The sequence below is a fragment of the Acidaminococcus sp. AM33-14BH genome (assembly GCF_003603525.1).
Taxonomy (GTDB): Bacteria; Bacillota; Negativicutes; order Acidaminococcales; family Acidaminococcaceae; genus Acidaminococcus; species Acidaminococcus intestini.
The window spans coordinates 90,154-105,533 of record NZ_QTNG01000008.1; the positions used below are offsets into that span (position 1 = coordinate 90,154).

13 protein-coding genes and 1 tRNA gene are annotated in these 15,380 nt (G+C 50.5%); all 14 read right to left on the reverse strand.

What is annotated here, in order from left to right; genetic code table 11:
* Positions 1 to 124: 124 nt before the first annotated feature.
* The 14 genes from DW817_RS07125 to trpD all read right to left on the reverse strand — a co-directional run bounded on the left by DW817_RS07125 (position 125) and on the right by trpD (position 15,379).
* The gene (locus DW817_RS07125) at positions 125 to 1,633 is read right to left on the reverse strand and encodes an NAD(P)/FAD-dependent oxidoreductase (protein WP_021737149.1); all 1,509 of its coding nucleotides are present in this window, start codon (positions 1,631 to 1,633) and stop codon (positions 125 to 127) included.
* 21 nt (positions 1,634 to 1,654) lie between these two features.
* Positions 1,655 to 2,062 (reverse strand): MarR family winged helix-turn-helix transcriptional regulator, encoded by a 408-nt coding sequence (locus tag DW817_RS07130; protein WP_021737152.1) that lies wholly within the window; start codon positions 2,060 to 2,062, stop codon positions 1,655 to 1,657.
* Positions 2,063 to 2,175: 113 nt separating this feature from the next.
* Positions 2,176 to 2,249 (reverse strand) — tRNA-Gln (locus tag DW817_RS07135).
* Positions 2,250 to 2,391: 142 nt separating this feature from the next.
* Positions 2,392 to 3,576: an autotransporter outer membrane beta-barrel domain-containing protein gene (locus DW817_RS07140; RefSeq protein WP_120111874.1), complete on the reverse strand. Its 1,185-nt coding sequence runs from the start codon at positions 3,574 to 3,576 to the stop codon at positions 2,392 to 2,394.
* Positions 3,577 to 4,153: 577 nt separating this feature from the next.
* Positions 4,154 to 4,642, reverse strand: a complete 489-nt coding sequence (locus DW817_RS07145; protein ID WP_014129071.1) for a hypothetical protein — start codon at positions 4,640 to 4,642, stop codon at positions 4,154 to 4,156.
* An 11-nt stretch (positions 4,643 to 4,653) separates the two neighbouring features.
* Positions 4,654 to 6,291, reverse strand: a complete 1,638-nt coding sequence (locus tag DW817_RS07150; RefSeq protein WP_120111844.1) for a glycosyltransferase family 39 protein — start codon at positions 6,289 to 6,291, stop codon at positions 4,654 to 4,656.
* Between the two features lie 136 nt (positions 6,292 to 6,427).
* A complete protein-coding gene (locus DW817_RS07155) occupies positions 6,428 to 7,735 on the reverse strand; it encodes a 2-hydroxycarboxylate transporter family protein (protein WP_009015408.1) in 1,308 nt (435 codons plus the stop codon).
* A gap of 463 nt (positions 7,736 to 8,198) precedes the next feature.
* Positions 8,199 to 8,543 (reverse strand): PqqD family protein, encoded by a 345-nt coding sequence (locus DW817_RS07160; RefSeq protein WP_009015409.1) that lies wholly within the window; start codon positions 8,541 to 8,543, stop codon positions 8,199 to 8,201.
* Positions 8,544 to 8,607: 64 nt separating this feature from the next.
* Entirely contained in the window at positions 8,608 to 10,500 is a 1,893-nt protein-coding gene (locus DW817_RS07165; protein ID WP_120111879.1) for an OPT family oligopeptide transporter, read from the reverse strand.
* A gap of 487 nt (positions 10,501 to 10,987) precedes the next feature.
* Positions 10,988 to 11,761 (reverse strand): tryptophan synthase subunit alpha, encoded by a 774-nt coding sequence (gene trpA / locus DW817_RS07170; RefSeq protein WP_009015411.1) that lies wholly within the window; start codon positions 11,759 to 11,761, stop codon positions 10,988 to 10,990.
* Positions 11,754 to 12,938, reverse strand: coding sequence for a tryptophan synthase subunit beta (gene trpB, locus DW817_RS07175; protein WP_009015412.1), 1,185 nt, complete (start codon positions 12,936 to 12,938; stop codon positions 11,754 to 11,756). The genes trpA and trpB overlap by 8 nt, the downstream gene beginning before the upstream one ends.
* Positions 12,931 to 13,563 (reverse strand): phosphoribosylanthranilate isomerase, encoded by a 633-nt coding sequence (locus tag DW817_RS07180; RefSeq protein WP_120111848.1) that lies wholly within the window; start codon positions 13,561 to 13,563, stop codon positions 12,931 to 12,933. Before DW817_RS07180 ends, trpB begins: the two co-directional genes overlap by 8 nt.
* Positions 13,560 to 14,345, reverse strand: coding sequence for an indole-3-glycerol phosphate synthase TrpC (trpC, locus tag DW817_RS07185; protein WP_009015414.1), 786 nt, complete (start codon positions 14,343 to 14,345; stop codon positions 13,560 to 13,562). The genes DW817_RS07180 and trpC overlap by 4 nt, the downstream gene beginning before the upstream one ends.
* Before the next feature lie 11 nt (positions 14,346 to 14,356).
* Positions 14,357 to 15,379 carry an anthranilate phosphoribosyltransferase gene (gene trpD, locus DW817_RS07190; protein ID WP_009015415.1) on the reverse strand — a complete coding sequence of 341 codons (1,023 nt, stop codon included), beginning with the start codon at positions 15,377 to 15,379 and terminating at the stop codon, positions 14,357 to 14,359.
* Position 15,380 lies beyond the last annotated feature (1 nt).

Sequence of the window (15,380 nt, forward strand, 5' to 3'; positions counted from 1 at the left end):
GAGATTATGGTACGTATCTTCTTGCGACGGGACATGCCATCATTAGCATCAGATATATCTTTTTAAAGCCAATGATGACACGTAACTTCATCGAATCGGCACGATTATTGCGCCGATCAAATACTTAAGGCATCACATAATACCGCGTCCACATGGTCACTTCACTAAGGGACGGATGAGGGGTCATGGTCTCATTGAGGGTCCTGACATTATGCGGGTCAAGGATCCTTGTAAGGGGCATGGCACGCAGATGTTTCACCGTTTCTGACGCAATTTCCGGATGAAGCGGCGCAATGACATGAGTACCGCTGTTCATAAGATCAATGAAAGGCTGGATCAGGATGGAAGCTTCTGGGCCAATGATATGGGCCCCTAGGATTTTTCCCGTATCAGCATCAAGGACCAATTTAATGAACCCATCGTCATCAGCCCCCTCTTCATACCCGAGGGCGTATCCTTTCGCCGAGTGAGAAAAGTGATTCACGGCCACTTTTGTACGGTATCCCAATTTTTGGGCCGCATCCGCTGTCAGGCCCACATGGGCCGCTTCTGGATAGGTATAGGTCACGGCAGGTACAACGCCATATTCAGCCCAGCGCCAATGAGCAGGTGCCGCCGTGCCAAAAAGATTGTCCGCAAGGATTTCGGCTTCGTAGTTGGCCTTATGACGGAAAGGGGCCCGCCCGTTCACGTCGCCAATGGCCCAAATGCCTTCTGCCGCGGTTTCGAGAAATTCATTGGTTTCAATATAGCCCCGTTTATCAACCGTGACGTCCGTGTTTTCCAGATGGAGCAGGTCCGTCATAGGACGGATGCCCGGGGCGACAAGGATTTCCTCTCCCCGTACTTCCGTTTTCTCACCAGTTCCACGGTCTTCAAGGACAACAACCTTTTCCCCATTTTCGATGCGGGCGGAAAGGGTTTCCTTGTTAAGGGCCACATGAAGACCGCGGTTTTGGAACTGTTTCAGGAGAAAAGTCGATACATCGGCATCTTCTTTAGGAAGCAGGCGCACATTATGCTGAACGATGGTCACGTCCGTTCCTGCAGCGTCAAAGATATGGGCAAATTCACAGCCAATGGGACCACCGCCAAGAATGATCAGGCTCTTGTAAGGCCTTTGAGGGAAGGCGTCTGTAAAGAAGGATTCGGACGTAATATACCCTACGTCTTCAAGGCCAGGAAACTTAGGAATATTGGTCCTGCCCCCGGTTCCGATAACGATCATCTTCCCTTCCAGTTCTTCCGTCGTACCGTCATTCATAGCAATGGAAAGGGTCTTTTTCCCCGTAAAGGAAGCCGTTCCGTCAAAGGTATCCACATTGGGAAAGGCTTCATAATACGTCTTGATTTCCGGGCTCTCGGAAAGTTTAGCCTGCAGGCGGCGAGAAACGGTTTTCCAATCAAGCGTTACTTGTTCTGCCTTGACGCCAATGCGGGCGGCCTCTTTGATGGAAAGAACAGCATTTGCCGCACTCACAAGGATCTTCGTCGGAATGCAGCCCCTGTTCAGGCAGGTCCCACCATAGGCACCGCGTTCAATAAGGGCCACTTTCTTTCCGGCCAGCTGCGCCGCGTCGGCGATGATATTGGCCGCGCCCGTTCCAATGAGGATAACATCATATTTTTTCATGGTTTTCTCCTTATCACAAAATCAGGTTGCCTGCTGGATCGCGGCAAGCAGCGTTTCCAGGGTTCTTACACCCTCTGTTCCCAAGGCCGCTTCATAAGCAGCCTGGGCTTTTTGCCAAAGCAGATGGGCCTCTTCAAAGGCCTTGTGACCTTCAGCTGTCAGGACAAGCCGGCAGTTTCTCATGTGACATTCCCGGCAGTCCGAAACAAATCCTTTTTGCATGAGGGGTTTTAAGCTGCGCGTCAGCGTGGACCGTTCCAGATCCAGATATCCGGCTAGATCCATGACGCTGCAGCCTCCATGCTGGTTGATTTCCCGGAGCATCCCATACTGACTGATGGTGACGCCCGACGGCGCAAGGGCTTTGTCATAGAATTCATTTAAATGGTGAGCCGCCCGTTTAAGGCGCCAGCAATGACAGATTTCCATGGGAATCTCCTTTTATTTGTTGTATATACATCATATTGGATGGTAGGGTTCCTGTCAAGTATGATTTTTTGTAACAAAAAAGCTGCCACTAAAGTGACAGCTTAGCTTCCATATGGCTCCGGGACTAGGACTCGAACCCAGACAAGAAGATCCAGAATCTCCTGTGCTACCATTACACCATCCCGGAAGGAACAGTCATTATTATAGCAAAGATAAAATAAAATGCAACCCCTTTTTTGAAATATTTTTTACAAAAAAAGAGCTTCCCCTCTTCCCTCCTTTGGAAAAAGCAAAAAGGCGGAACGCCCCTGCGCTCCGCCTTTTTACTTTTAGAATTTCCAGTTGATTCCAGCACGGATATCGTAGGTCCGGCTAAAGTCGTTGCCCACATACCGTTCGGCATCGACATAGAAGGTCTGGTTCTTTCCAATGACCGTGCTGTAACCAAGACCGATGACCCCCCAAGTCCCGCGGCGGCTGCCCGCCGTACGGTAGGTACCAGCCACAGTCCCACCTTGGGCGAGGCTTTCTGCCACAACATCATAACCGTCGATAAATTCGCGGAGAAGACTTGCTTTCAGGTATAGCTTGGTGTTCTTTTCCTTATCCATTTCATCTACAAGGTCAAAGCCGACGCGGCCAATGAGGCTCCAATCATGGTCCGCCGACACATGGATGCCCTGGGAGTCCGTAAAGTCATAGCCGCCAAGACCTTCCCAGCTTCCGCTTTCCTTGCCGCAGGCACCAGAGAGGCTGAAGCGATGCTTGTAGTTCTCCTTGTCGTCCAGGACCTTTGTGTAACCCAGTTCGTACGTGTTGCCGTTTACTTTGCCAATGCCGTCGACCCCGAGATTGCGGTACCCGAAGCGGATCCAACCGCCCTGGTCCGCGCCGGGCGTGAAGTATGTCGTATTGCCCGAACGCTTGGTGAAGGTATCAAGATCCGCCACGTAGCGCAGAACGATTTCATCGGATTTAGCCGGCGTTTTCGCGCCGTCGTTGATGCTGTCGATGGATTTGACGAGATACACGTTCTGCGAATTCTCGCCACTAAGATACATCGAAGCCACGTCCGCTGTCGTCGGTTTCCGGATGCCATCCGACGTGTCGCCGTTGTAGGCCTTGTTGTATTCGTCAGTCGCTTGGGGATCGTCCGCCACGTCGCGGCAGTCGACTTTGAAGGCGTCGCGGTAGATGCCGTTTATCGTGTAGCCCACGGTCTTGCCGTCTCGGAAAGCATTTCTGCCATTTCTAGCGGTAGCAAAGCGGACGGCTTCGCCATCTTCCACCTGCTTGTCGAGCGCAGCAAGGTTCTTGACGACGAGGTTCTGCTCTGCTTCCGGTTCTTCGCCGATGTAGAGCATGTCGCTGCTCACGCCGTCATCGCCGTCAAGATCCATGTAGAAAGTCCGGGAATCATTCCCCAACGTGCCGATGCACAGGGCGTCACCGCCGTTTTCAAAGTAGACGTCGCCCTTCCCTGTGAGTGTTGTGACGGGCGAAGGACCCGTCATGCGCCAGGTCACGCCGTTGCCGAAAAATAAAAAAAGCTTCCTGACACAAGAAAAAGCACCCGTCGGGGAAACGGGTGCCTTTTCTTGAAAGGAAGTTGTTTATGATGATTTGATGGGGAAGATTGCAGCAAGGAGGGGTAATCCTTGCTACATGCCCAGTATATAAGATTCTTTCTTAAAAAGCAATAAAGAAAGAATGAACTATTTGTGAATTTGACTCGCAAGTCAAAAGGAATGACATAAATCCTTATGAAATCAATATGAAATAAGATCATTCCCTATTATTCACATTCTTTCCTGAATTTAATTTATCACGATGATTTATTTTATTAAGCAATAGGGAAAAGAGAAGTTTTCCTCGATTCATTTCGGTCTAAGATATGGGACGCAGAGGAAGAAAATCTCCTGCGGAAAAAGGCCCCTGCCGATTCCGGCGGAGGCCTTTTCCAGAAAGGAAGTTGTTTATGATGATTTGATGGGGAAGATTGCAGCAAGGAGGGGTGATCCCTGCTACAAGAAGAAGTATAGCCCAAATTCTTGTCAAAGAAAGGGCACAGATTTGAACAGTTTGTGACAGCTAATTATCCATACCGAAATAGGTGAAGACGCTGTCCATGATGCTCTTGGCATTTTCCGGGCTAAAATGGGCCGCCTGGCTCATGACAAGGATGCCCTTCATTTGTTTTTGAAGAAGTTCATTGAAAAGGTCCTTATCAAGGGAAAGATTATCGCCGACAAGCCCCCCCTTACGGCAGCTAAGCGCCGTCAGGAACTTCAAGGTCTCCCCTTCCTTTTCGGCAAGAAAGAAAAGATAGGGATAGGCAGTAAGCCGTTTGACGAAGGCTGCGGCGGCTTCATTTTCCCATAAGTCTGTACCGCAGCTTGGATGAAAGACCAAAAGGAGACGGCTGCAGAATTTCCCAGCTTCCTGTGGATGGGCTCCAAAGTAATCCAACAGGGCAAAATAGCGGGCACTCTTCTTTGGATCATCCAATTCTTCCCGCGTCACTTGGAACTGAATGGTTTCATGACTGTCAAGATAGGATTTGATGTCATTTTCTTCCATGGAATTTCCTCCTAGCGATGTTTGATCATCATGGTCCATTGGCCATAGAACTTGATTTTTTCCCATGCACCGGGCCAATCTTCTTCGAGTTTCGTCTTGATTTTCCGTGTATTCGTGTCAACGAGCACGACCGCTTCAGGTACATTCTGGACCTTGCTGTACGTGGTCCATGGCATGATATTCTTGGCCGACCAGCTGTAATCCTTGGGAGCAAAGGCTTCCGTCTGCTCATCTGGAACAAGCATGGTCAGGGTCCGATCCGTATAGAACCATGTCGACGTTGGATATCCGCCGCCCCGTACGTAAATAGGCACATTTTCGGGAATCATGGTATTGATATAAAGTCCCACCCATTTTCCGGTCACTCCGCTCATAAGCGGCAGGGCCAGCATCTTGGTAATGCAGAAGAAGAAAAGATAAGTCAAAAGAATGGTCATGGTCATCACTTCCCGTACAGATTTACCTCGGAAGCGGTGGATGGAAAGGACCAAAAAGCAGCCTAAGAAGATGCTGACAAAGTAAAAGATATCCTTTGGATGGGAAAGCAGCCCCGGTGCCAGTTTCGGCAGATGGTAGGCAGCTGCCGCCAAGGCTCCATAAAAAAGGAGGTTCCCCCCAAGGACGCCTTTAAGGGAGAGGGCTTCTCCTTTTTCGACAAAATAGGAGGCCGTAAAAATACTGAGCGGCATCAAGATGGGATAGGTATAGGTAATGTATTTCGTTGCCATGCACTGGAAGAAAATAAAGATTGTCCCAATCCAGAGCAGCAGGTAGCCTTCCCGCGCAGAAGGCCGGACAAGATGGTGATCCTTCCACAAATAGGCCTTCAGCGCCCCTGGCAGCAGGCCAATCCAAGCATATGCATTCAACAGATTCACTGCCGTATAATACCAAATGACGTTATCCCGAGGATGCTCCGATACCGTAGCTCGCAGGAAATTCTGCGTACCAATGAACCCAGAAAGAAAGTCTGGATGCTTTATGGCCATGGTCACATACCAAGGGGCCCCTACAAGAAGAAACAAAAGGATGCCGCTTCCCAGTTTTGCCGATTTAAGTGAGGCAAAATCCCGGCGCCAGATAAGAAAGAGCAGGAAAATCAGGCCAGGAAGCAAAAAACCGATAGGGCCCTTGGTGAGGGTGGCTAGGGCTGCGCAGACATACATCCCGTAGTAATACTTTTTCTGCGGCGTGCTATAGCCCAAGTAGTAAAAAAGAAGGGCTCCATTCAAAAATAGGAAGAGCATGCCATCTGTAAGGACCGACTTCGAAATGGTAAAAAATTGAAGCGTCATGAGCAGAAAGACACCACTGAAGAATCCCACTTTTTCCCCGTAGAGTTTCCTGCCGCCCCAAGTCACCAGATAAAGGCCCAAAAGACCATAAAGAGAAGGGAAAAAACGAGCCCCAAATTCCGTAAAGCCAAAAAGTTTAAAGCCCAAGGCAATCATCCAATAGGCAAAAACTGGTTTATCAAACCAATACCTGCCATAAATCTGGGGGGATAAAAAGTCTCCACTTACAACCATTTCCTTGGCCGTAAGGGCATAGTTTCCTTCCACACTGTCTGTCAGGGGCAAGGTTCCATTGAGGTAGTATAAGAGCAGTACAGCAGCGAGCCAAAAAATGACCCAGTAGCGTTTTTTCATGGCGGTGCCTCCCAAAAAATAGATTGACTCAAGTCGATACTGCCTATTGTATCATTTTCCTAGGAAAAAGGACACTGCCCGGGAAATGAAGAAGGCACCCGGCAAAAGCCAGGTGCCTAGGGCTCAACAAAACCCGTTATTTTCCAATCATGGAGCCAAACAGGACGGATCCCAAGATGAGGACAATCCCGCCGCCAAGACGGGAAGAAAGTTGGGAATAAGCAATCAGTCCCATCCGGTGGGAGGCCCCCAATACGGCAAGGTCTCCTGATCCGCCGCGGTTTGCCATGCAAAGGCCAGCCGTGATGGCTGAATCAATCGGATAAAAACCAACCCACTGTCCGACAATGGCAGAACCCAAAATGGCGCCAACAACGATAAGGAAAGAAATGACGACGTTACTCAGCGTAATGGCCGCCATCAATTGGTTGAGGTCCGTATCCGCCCCAACGCCGACCATGATGGTCAGAACAAGGCAGGAGCTCATGAAAGACTGCAGGCGTTTTGCAGCGGCCTTGGTCTCTTGGGGAACCCAGCCAAGCATGGCCAGGATTGTCACAACGACAATCATCCAAGCAAAAGGATGGATGGCCACCCCAAAGACCGTTGGCAAAAGGGATTTACCAAGGAGGGTGCCAGCTGCATACAGGCTGATGGCCATAAAGAAAGCCCCGCCGATTTCCTTGATGGAAGGTACGGCATCATTTTTTTCCGCTTCGATATCAAGGCCCTTCCGGATCAAGGTTGATCCGTCACCCGTCCAGGAAGGATGTTTGCGGCCGATTTGATCCAATACGGCAGCCGAAAGGATGGCAAAGATATTGGCAATGGTAAGGACCGTAATGGCAAATGCATAATAATCAGAAGCCTTATGACCGGTCACGCTTTCATAGATCTGGGAAAGCGGTACAGCCCCTGCGCCATTGCCGCCGCCCATGATGGGAAGCACGTAGTTGAGGACAATCATGGATGGAGAGATGCCAAAGAAAAAGCCCCCTACAATGCCTAAACAAGCGGCGCCGATAAGGCCGCCGAAGATAGCGGGAAGATAGCCGGCAAAAGATTTAATGAGCAATTTCTTTTCCAGCCCCAAAATGGAACCGCAGATCAAAAAGACGATAAAAAAGCTCAGAAAGTCTGATTCATTCATCAAGTAGGAAACGGATTTCGCATATTGTTCGGGAATCAGATGGTTGGTAAACAAATAGGCCGATGCCAGGAACGACAGGACAAGCCCGCCCCCTACGTAAGAATTCCAGAAGGGAATCCGTTCCCCGATTTCATTGAAAACAATACCCATGGCAAGCGTCAAGGCAAAACCGCCGGCAAGGTCTGTCGTCAAGGATCCAGTCCATACCCCAGCAAAAATGATGACAATAAACCCTAAGCAAAGGGGCCAGGTGAGCCCAAAAGGGCGAAATGACTTGACTTTCTCATTTGACATAAACTCTCATTCTCCTTTACATTTCTTCTTTCCGTCTATTTTGAATAGACTTTACCTTAAATTATGATTAATTCAAGAGCGTTTTCTATCATAGTCATATGAGGGCGGAATGTCAAATCATTTACAATTCAGAATCTACCTGATGTTTTTCCATCGCAGTCAGGCACTGTGTGCCGATAACAAAAGAAAGGCCCCCTGTCGTCCCAATCCCCTATCCAGCAAAAGATAGAAGGGCTGTTTTTAAGACGCCATGAGGGGCATTCCTACATAAAAGATTCAGCTGGAAAAAGCGATATCCGGTTTCTATCAAAAATCAGCTGCTCTGCTGGCGGGAAGGGCCAAAGAAAAGCCTGCAGCCTTTCCCAAAAGAACAAGATTTCCCATTTGAGTGCAGGGAGCCGCCTTTTAAGGAGCGCCCCGTGTCTTTTTCTAGCCTTCAGACGCAAACTGAAGCAAGAGCCAATCAGATTTTTTTCCACGTAATGAATTGCTGCTGGACCAACATCTGCAAAAAAACGATCAAGCGCTCATAAAGGGGATAAACCTGCTTCCCAAACCGGCTTTCCATCATCTGAGCAAGGTCCCCGACGTTCTTTTTCCCATCCATGCTTAGCCAAAGGGCACTGCCAAACGCATCAAGGTCAATATGGCTAACAGAAGGCCGGTTAAAAAAATCCTGGGCCAAGCGGGCGAAAAAGCCACGATGCACGACATGAATCGTAACAAGGCCCCCTTCATCCCGGGTCCATCGATACCCGCTGGTATGGCAAGGAATCCGGTCCAAGTAGTTTTCTTTTTCCTTTTTCATGTGCTTTCTCCAAAATCAAGGGATTGGTTTCTGTAATCTGCAGCCTGACACCCTACAGACAGGATTAGGGACGGGATTTCCGGCCCTTCTGGCAAGCTGCGTAGATGGTCGCCACAAGAAGGGCAAAGACGACAAGGCCTCCCACATTCCCCAGATTGATGGTTTTTGACATATCAAGGTCCAAATCCATGACGGCAAGGATGGCGAGCAAGATTCCGATCAGGCCTTCCCCGGCAATCAGACCGGAACTATAGAGTACGCCGGACTGAACACAATTTGTTCTTTCCGCGGCATCAGCAAAGTTACGGGATTCCATATACCGGCGCAGCAGCCCGCCCACCATAATGGGAGCCGACAGATGGATGGGAAGGTAAACTCCAATGGCCACTGCCAGAACAGGGATACCAAGGATCCACATGGCAAGGGAAAGGAATACACCGATAAGGACGAGATTCCAAGGCAGGTTCCCCAGCATGACACCTTCAACCACCATTTTCATGAGCATGGCCTGCGGAGCGGGCAGCTCAGCAGAACCATAGCCCCAGGCAGAATTCAACAGATACATGATGCTGCCAATAGCAATGGCTGAACAAATAACCCCTAGGATTTCTCCAATCTGCTGCTTCTTAGGCGTTGCACCCACAAGAAAACCCGTTTTGAGGTCTTGGGAAATATCCCCGGCAATGGCAGCCACGACACAGATGATGCCGCCGATGGAAATGGCCGTGACCATTCCCATGGCACCGTCATTGCCCGTATTCTTGAGCAGTAAGGTGGAAACCAGGAGGGTAGCAATGGCCATTCCGGAAACAGGGTTGTTGGACGATCCGATCAGCCCGACCATGCGGGAAGAGACGGTTGCAAAGAAAAAGCCAAAAACAGCAACCAGCAGAGCTCCAAAAGCATTGAGAGGAATCATGGGAAGGGCCCACAAGGCAGCAATGATGAAGAGAATTCCTCCAATCAAGGTCTTCATGGACAGGTTCTGTTCCGTACGCAGGGTTGATGCCCCATTCTGTCCAAAGTCACCTAACGCATCGTGGAAGGTTCGGATGATAAGGGGCAGTGATTCCAAAAGCCCAATGAGTCCGCCCGTTAAGACCGCACCGGCCCCAATATAACGGATATAGGTGCTCCACAGGGCAAAGGAACCGCCCTCGGCAAATAGCTCCGTCACGGTCACCTTGGCAGGGAAAAGCACTGCGCTGCCGCCAAATACGGCAATCATCGGCATGATGACAAACCAGGCCAGCACGCCGCCAGCAAACATGTAGGACGAAACCTTAAAGCCGCAAATATACCCCACACCGGCTAGGGCTGGCAGGATATCAAGGCCAAAGCCTGCTCCTTTATACCCTGGGACTTCCGTATGGACCTCGCTGGGAAACCACTTGAGGCCATCGGCAATGAACTTATAGAAGGCTGCAATCCCAAGGCCGGCAAAAACGGTGGACGCCTTGGTGCCGCCTTCTTCCCCAGCAATGAGGACTTCCGCACAGGCCTGGCCTTCTGGATAGGCAAGGACGCCATGTTCCTTGACAATCAGGGCGCGGCGCAAGGGAATCATGAACAAGATTCCGAGGACACCGCCAAATAGGGCAATCAGGCCAATTTCAAGCATGGAAGGCTCAGCAACGAGGCCTTCCTGAGCCCACATAAAAAGGGCAGGCAAAGTGAAAATGGCACCAGCTGCAACCGATTCACCGGCTGAGCCAATGGTTTGGACCATATTGTTTTCCAAAATGGAATCCCGTTTCAGGATGAACCGAGTGAGGCCCATACTGAGTACAGCGGCCGGAATCGAAGCTGAGATGGTCATGCCTACACGAAGTCCCAAATAAGCATTAGCCGCGCCAAAGACAATCGCAAGCACGGCCCCCAATAAGACGGAAACGGCCGTCATTTCCGGAGCAACGCGGTCAGCGGGAATGTAAGGGTGGAATGATTGATCTTCCATAAGGATTCCTTCTCCTTTCCAAACAGCGAACATGAGGACAAAAAAGCAGCTATGATTATAAAAAACGCGGGAAAGGGTCTGGGAAGGGGCAGCCGTTCCAGGCACAAGGCCACGTGGAATTTCTCTCCACAAAACACAAATGTCTATTTTTACAGACATGATAAATTCCGTTGTATCGTTATTATACTTTTTCATATTTTTTAGGTCAATATTTTTTCACAATTTCTTTAATTCAAAGAAAATCACTTTTTTCACCCACTCCATTGCTTCATGGGAGCGATTTCCCTCCATTTTTTCTTGATTTTCCTCAAAAGCGCAAAAAAATAGCCCTTGAAAAACAAGGGCCAAATGAGGGGTAAATTTAACTTACGAATGCATTATAGCATCTTTGTATACAATGTGCAAGACTATTTTCAGATTTTTTCCTATTTTCTTATTTTATCTTAAATCCAAAAAGAAGGAGGGGGCTTTCCTCCTTCCATGCCCCTCACACCCTGACCGCTTCCACCATGGAAAGGACATAATCGCGAACAGGTCCGACGGCCGTTTTGCCGTACTTTGCCACAAGTTTTACGATGGCGCTCCCCACGATGGCCCCATCACTGATGTCCGCCATTTGCGCCGCCTGTTCGGGGCGAGCAATCCCAAAGCCAACAGCAACAGGCTGGTTTGATACTTCCCGGATCTTTTCAACAATTTCCTTTAGGTCAGTCGTGATTTTCTCCCGAACACCTGTAACTCCCATACTGGAAACGAGGTAGATATAGCCTTCTGCTTCACGGGCAAGCATCTGAACGCGCTCATGAGAAGTTGGCGCAATCAGGGAAATGAGCGCAATCCCCTTTTCCCGGGCAAACGGCAGCAGAGTTGCCCTTTCCTCAAAGGGGACGTCCGGTACAATGACGCCGTCAATGCTGGCCTTGGCACAGCGCGTAAAGAAAGCCTCACGTCCGTAGGTAAAGATCGGATTGGCATAGGTCAAAAATACAAGGGGGATCTCTGTCTTTTCCCGTACCTTTTCAAGCAGATCGAAAAGGGCATCAATGCGGAAGCCCGCGGCAAGAGCACGGTTATCCGCTTCTTGGATCACAGGCCCTTCCGCAACGGGATCACTGAAAGGGATTCCCAGCTCAATGACACTGGCCCCTGCTTCTTCCATGGCATATATGAGGGCTTCCGTCGTGGATAGGTCCGGGTCACCGGCGGTCACAAAAGGAATGAAGGCTTTTTTATTCTTGAATGCATCGGTTAGTCTAGTCATGGAGATCAACCCCCTTATATCTGGCAATGGCCGCAACGTCCTTATCTCCGCGGCCCGATAAGCAAATGACGATGATTTTGTCCTTAGGAAGGGTCGGTGCCAATTTCATAGCGTAGGCCACGGCATGGGCACTTTCAATAGCTGGGATGACGCCCTCCATGCGGGACAGGTATTCAAAGGCAGCAACCGCTTCATCGTCTGTAATAGCAACATACTGGGCGCGCCCTGTATCGTAAAGATGGGCGTGTTCCGGTCCAATGCCCGGATAATCAAGACCAGCGGAGATGGAATAAACCGGTGCAATTTGGCCGTCATCATCCTGCAGGAAATAGGATTCCATGCCATGGAAGATACCTGGCCGGCCGCAGGAAATGGTCGCTGCCGTTTCAGCCGTATCGATGCCGCGTCCAGCTGCCTCCACCCCGATGAGCTGGACCGACGGATCGGGGATAAAATCATAAAAAAGCCCCATGGCATTGCTGCCGCCGCCTACGCAGGCCATGGCCACGTCGGGCAGGCGCCCCTCTTTTTCCAGCATCTGCTGGCGCACTTCCTCGCCAATGACTTTTTGGAAATCGCGGACCATCATGGGATAGGGATGGGGCCCCATGACAGAGCCAATGCAGTAAGCCGTGTCTTCGCAGCGAGCACTCCACTCTCGCAGGGCTTCGTTGACGGCGTCCTTGAGGCTCTTTGTCCCTGTTTCAACGGGAACGACATCAGCACCAAGCAGTTTCATGCGATACACGTTGAGGGCCTGACGCTCCGTATCCAGCTTTCCCATGTAGACCACACATTCAAGGCCCAATAAAGCAGCGACCGTAGCGGTTGCCACGCCGTGCTGACCGGCGCCCGTTTCCGCAATGATGCGCTTTTTGCCCATTTTCTTTGCAAGGAGGCACTGGCCCAAAGCATTATTGATCTTGTGGGCCCCCGTATGGTTCAGGTCTTCCCGTTTGAGATAGATCTTGGCGCCGCCAAGGTCCTGGGTCATCCGTTCCGCATAGTAAAGGAGACTCGGCCGATTGGCGTAGTCATGATAGAGCTGCTGCAATTCCTTGATGAACTGGGGATCTTTCTTATAGGTTTCGTACGCTTTCTGGAGTTCCAGGACAGCATTCATCAGGGTTTCCGGTACATACTGCCCGCCGTGGGTTCCATATCTTCCATTACTCATCTTCTTCATCCTTTCTTCTGACTGCTTTGATAAAAGCATGAATCTTTTTAGCATCCTTGATGCCATCCGTTTCTACCGCACTGCTGACATCAACCCCGTAAGGGTGGACACTTGTCATAAGGGCTGCTACATTGCCTGCCGTAAGCCCGCCGGCAAGAAAAAAAGGTTTGGGCATCGTTATCCCCTCAAGCAGGGACAAATCGAAGCGTTTGCCCTTTCCCCCGTAGTCTTTTGTAAAGGCATCAAGGAGAAAATAGTCACAATCATATTGGTCAAGGTTTTGGAGGCTCTCCCGGCTTCTTACACGGATGGCCTTGATAAGGGGCATATCAGTCAGGCTGCGGAGGAAAGCAAGGTCATCGGGGGATTCATCCCCGTGAAGCTGGGCCATATCGATGATGCCCGCTTCATGAAGGGCGGCTACCCTTTCAGGGTCTTCCTTGACAAAGACGCCGACAGTCCTTATCGACGGGTAGAGGAGCTTTTTGATTTTCCCAGCAAGCTCCGGCCTTACAAATCGGCGGCTTGGAGGATAAAAGACAAACCCAGCCGCGTCCACCTTTTCCCGGTTCAAGATGAAGGCATCCTCAAGACGGCGAAGACCGCAAATCTTGATGACGGTCATGATGCCGCCTCCAAAAGTTCCTTCATCTTGGCCTCAATGGAAGGACTCCTCATGAGGAGTTCCCCAATGAGAACACCGCTGACACCATGCTCTGCAAGAAGCTTAACAGCCGCTCCATCATGGATCCCGCTTTCCGCGATGAAAGGGATTTCCGGTGGAACAAGGGGCCGCAGACGAAGACTGTTTCCCACATCGACAGTAAAATCCTTAAGATTCCGGTTATTGACACCAAGGATTTTAGCCCCGCTCTTAAGAGCCCGCGTCACTTCCCTTTCGTCATGGGCTTCGACAAGGGCATCCATGCCAAGGCTCTCCGCCATCTGTCTGTATTCGGACAGCTCCCTATCCGATAAGAGAGCGGCAATCAGAAGGACCGCATCCGCACCAAGGCAGCGTGCCTCATACACCATGTAGGGATCGACGGTAAAATCCTTGCGCAAAATAGGTACCTTGACGCGGCGTCGGATAGCTTCAAGATAGGCATCCTTTCCCAAGAACCGAGTCGGTTCCGTCAGGACAGAAATAGCAGAAGCGCCGCTTTTTTCGTAGGTCTCGGCAATGGTTTCATAGGGGAAGAACGGAGCAATCAGTCCCTTTGACGGAGACGCTTTTTTTACTTCCGCAATGATGTGAAGACCCGGGGCCTGCAGTGCCTTTTGAAAGCATCCCGCCCGTTTTTGGGGAAGGGATTCTGCCAGATGACGCATCTTGGCAAAGCTGATTTTCTTTTGACGCGCCCTCGTCCGTTCCCGGGCCGCGTCAGCAAGGGTATCAAGAATCATGGAGGTCTCCTTTACTGCTGACTTTCCTTGATGATGTTTTCAAGGGCCGTAAGGGCCTTTCCGCTATTGATCAGGGAGGCTGCAAGGGTGATCCCTTCCTTGATGGATTCTGCTTTTTGAGCCACAAAGAAGGCTGCGCCGGCATTGAGGAGTACGGCATTGCGTTTCGTACCCCCTATCCTGCCGCTAAGGATATCGCGCGTAACCCGGGCATTTTCTTCCGGCGTCCCGCCAAGGAGGTCTTTCTTCGTGCCGGGCACAAGGCCAAAATCCTCGGGACGAATGAGGGAAGAGCGATAATAGCCATCCCTGATTTCACAGATGACGGTCGGGCCATTTGGGGATATTTCATCCAGTTTTTCCCTGCCATATGCGACGATGCCGCGTCTTACGCCAAGACTTGCAAGGACCTTGGCAATCGGTTCGACAAGGTATTCATCATAAACACCGAGAAGGAACATTTCCGGCTTTGCCGGGTTCGTAAGGGGGCCCAGGATATTGAAGACCGTGCGGAATCCCAGTTCCTTACGGATGGGGCCTACATATTTCATGGCACTATGATATTTTTGGGCAAAGAGAAAGCAGAAGTTCGTCTTTTGCAGCATGGAAAGGGCCTTTTCCGCCGTCATGTCAATCTTGACACCCAAGGCCTCAAGGCAATCGGCTGTGCCGCACAGCGAAGAAGCAGCCCGATTGCCGTGTTTTGCTACTTTCACGCCGCCTGCGGCAAGAACCATGGCTGACGTCGTTGAAATATTGAAGGAATGGGCCCCGTCCCCGCCGGTTCCAACAATCTCGAGGACTTCCATCCCCGGATGGGGGACCGGAGTTGCCAGGCTTCGCATGGCTTCGGCACACCCGGAGATTTCATCAATGGTCTCTGCTTTCGTGCTCTTTGTAGAAAGAGCTGCCAAAAACGCGGCGTTCTGTGTTGGCGTCGTCTTCCCGCCCATGATTTCAAGCATGACGGTACGGGCCTCTTCGTAAGTTAGGTCCCCTTTTCCCACTAATTTAATGATGGCTTCCTTAATCATA